The sequence below is a fragment of the Sphingomonas sp. CCH10-B3 genome (genome assembly GCF_001556185.1).
Lineage (GTDB): Bacteria > Pseudomonadota > Alphaproteobacteria > Sphingomonadales > Sphingomonadaceae > Sphingomonas > Sphingomonas aquatica.
The window spans coordinates 1-2,930 of record NZ_LSIJ01000090.1; the positions used below are offsets into that span (position 1 = coordinate 1).

General features: G+C 62.1%; 3 protein-coding genes. 1 reads left to right on the forward strand and 2 read right to left on the reverse strand.

Features of this window, described 5'->3' with window-relative positions; translation table 11 throughout:
• Window positions 1-130 precede the first annotated feature (130 nt).
• Window positions 131-778: a hypothetical protein gene (locus AX672_RS14410; RefSeq protein ID WP_066652335.1), complete on the forward strand. Its 648-nt coding sequence runs from the start codon at window positions 131-133 to the stop codon at window positions 776-778.
• Between the two features lie 33 nt (window positions 779-811).
• On the opposite strand, the gene AX672_RS14415 is transcribed toward AX672_RS14410, so the two are convergent.
• Window positions 812-2,146 (reverse strand): hypothetical protein, encoded by a 1,335-nt coding sequence (locus tag AX672_RS14415; protein ID WP_066652337.1) that lies wholly within the window; start codon window positions 2,144-2,146, stop codon window positions 812-814.
• A 90-nt stretch (window positions 2,147-2,236) separates the two neighbouring features.
• Window positions 2,237-2,917 carry a nucleotidyl transferase AbiEii/AbiGii toxin family protein gene (locus AX672_RS14420; RefSeq protein ID WP_082730569.1) on the reverse strand — a complete coding sequence of 227 codons (681 nt, stop codon included), beginning with the start codon at window positions 2,915-2,917 and terminating at the stop codon, window positions 2,237-2,239.
• Window positions 2,918-2,930 lie beyond the last annotated feature (13 nt).

The window sequence follows — 2,930 nt, forward strand, 5'->3', positions numbered from 1 at the left end:
CAACCCTCCTTAAATCACAACCTCAAATCTGTGCCATTGGTGCTGACGGGGGACAATCGCGCAGGACCGCAACGCGATCGGTGCGCACGACACCGACGATTTCGTATCGCGGATCAGGCGTCACGCGACGATGTCCGAGATCGTGGGATCAGGCGGCGGCCGCGATTTAGGCGAAGACCTCAAGAATCCCGCGCGCGGCATGATTCCGCTCGCGGTGATTGACGGTGATGCCAGCGCGGAGATTCTGCGCGGGGCGGAGGATTATCTGCTGAGCTTTGCGATCGCAACCGCGATCGCCGGCGACTTTGCCGCTGTCGACACCGTGATCGCAGCCGGCTTGGCGGCGCCCGAGCTCGTCGCCTTACATCCGCTCCTCGAACGTATGGCCGGCCGCGCCACCGGATTGACCACCGATCGCGAGGGAGCTGCCATTGCGGTCAACGCGCTCCGCCAGGATCTCACCGCGCGGCCTGCCGAATTCTGCTGGGCAGCGATTTGGCTGCTCCTCCATGCCCGTATCTCAAAGCTGCGCGACGGAGTCGCCGACCCGTTCATTACATGGCTCTTCGACGGCTGGACGACATTGGTGCAGGATTCGCGGTTCCGCTTGGCGATGCCAGCCATCAACGCGCCGCCGATCGAAGCGATTCTCGCGCAACCGGACCGAACATTGGCCGCGGCCGCGCGGTTGTTGCTGGCCGGCGCCCCCGCCGCTTCGACGAGCATCCCAGCAATGATCCGCACGCATATGGAAGAGCTGGCAGCCAGCAGCGTCTAGCGCGCGCCGCCGCCACGGAATGTCGTGCAGCTGTCAGTCGCCGAGCGTCACACTGGTATGCGAGATATAGGGCTGGAACGGCGGGAGCAACGACATGATGCTGCCGTCAGGTTGCAGAAATTCGTGGTTCACATCGGGAATGAGATCCGGGTCGAGCGGCACTCGCGCATTGGGATTGTGGAGAATGACAGCACCCTCGATCCACGTTTCCCGATAGTCAGGCGCGTACACTTCCTGGCGGAACTCTTTCGGTGCGGGACCATCGTCGTCGAGCTCACCACGCCGAAGGCCGGAACGCACCATCTTGACGCGCCGATCGCCGAACCCGGCGATATATCCCATCCGGTTGAACTTGGTGATCGTGCCCAACGGATTGAGCATGACCGCACTGACGTTTTCCGAGCCCGGCAAACCGAAGAAGTGGGAAAGCTCGCGATTTCGGCCATAGACATGCTCGTCGAGCCGCTCGATCCGGCGTTGCCCGTCAACGATCGAATGCCGGACCCCGAAGATATATTCGGTCGCCGGCATCACGATCCGGCTCATTGCGCCGGGCGCGTGGAAATCCTGGAGGGCGAGCACGAACGGAATATCGGCGACCCCCGGCAACGCCCAATAAGGTGGCTGGTGGTTGAGTTTACGGGTCAGCACCCGCGCGAGTTTTATCTGGACATAATTGTCGACGAACGCGCGGATCTCGCGCTCGGTCTTCGGTTGCGGAACCGTACCGCGCTGGGGCGGATTGACCGTGGTCGCCTCGACCGCCAGTTCGCCGCGCGGTCCTGCCAGCACGAAGTCCGGTACGGCGACATCGGCTTGACCCGCGTAGCCCAGCTCGGTGAAAGCGGCGAACAAATAGAGCTCCCAAATCCGTGGATCGAACGCCGTGGTCTGGAATTGCTGTACGAAGTTGCCGTCGGCATCCTCGTGAAACCTCATCATCGCTGCGATCAGCTCGCGAGCCGGTGAATAGCGGGCTTCTTCGGTCAGAATGCGAAAGGTCGGGTTCAGGCGGTCAACAGGCACGCGCGGCGCAAAGAAATCGACCGGGGCGCCGTGTTCGTCACCCTGATGATAGGCTTCGTCGGGAAGCGCCGCGTGGCGATCGATGGCTTCGCTCAGGCGCTCCCTGGCGGCCACGAACGTCGGAAGCGACACATCCTGATCGATCGCGCGGTAGCAAAGTCGCTGATCCCGCCCCAACACGATCCAGCCGAAGTCGCGGTCATATCTATCCCAGGTTATCAGCCCGAGCAGCCGTTCGTCCTCCGTCGAGAACCATGCGGCCTCCTGGATCAGCAAAACGATCTGCGGCAGGCGGGTGTAACCGGCCAAGGCTTCAAACCGCTGCTGGCTCAGTTCGATCAACGTCGTCCTTTCCTAAGAATACACATGCACTCAATTTGCTCCTTTAGGCTTATCTGCGGAAGACATGCACGAGATGGGCCGCAACGGCTGCTAGGGTAGCGCCGCCTCGCGAAGCGCCCGCATCACTTGCCGGAAGACTCCCTCGTATTCGGGCAGATCGCTCATCTGTTGCGACAGTCGATCCTTCCACAACCGTGCGAGACGGGCCTCCTTCGCCGCGATCGCATCAGCCAGCCCCTCGGGCTTGCGGCCGCGCAGTTCCAGCTTCGCCGTGAGTTCGCTGAGCAGTTCGCCCGGCCGGATGTCGTGTTCGTCGACGAGGTTCCACAAGTCGTAGAGATCGCGGGGTTCGGTGCGGGCCTTGTCCGACAGCGCCGCGAGCTTTTCGACGAAAATCTCCTCGAGGCTGTATGTGCGCACCGTCGGCCCCTCGGGCAGATCGGCAAATTCGTCAAAGGTGCGCAGGATCGGCCGGTCGACGAGACCGAAGCAGAACACCTCGTTGATCGTGATATCGACCTTGACGTCGCTCGCCGCCGGCAGCGGTCCTTTGTAATTGAGATATAAGGTGTGGGTGTTTTGATGGCCGTGCCGATCGGGCCGGTCGTAGGCCATGACGATGCCCGAGGCGGCCTGCATGTCGGCGAAGATCTCGGCGAACCCGGCGAGGATGGCATCGAGCTCGGTCGGCTCGATCAACGAGAAATCCAGATCCTCCGAGAATCGATAGAGACCGTTGAAAAAGGCTTGCGCGAAATCGGCGTGGCGGATGGCTGGTGACGCC

What these genes read in the sequence shown, in the direction of transcription:
- AX672_RS14410 (WP_066652335.1), top strand. Translation starts at nt 131, where the DNA reads ATGTCCGAGATCGTGGGATCAGGCGGCGGCCGCGATTTAGGCGAAGAC.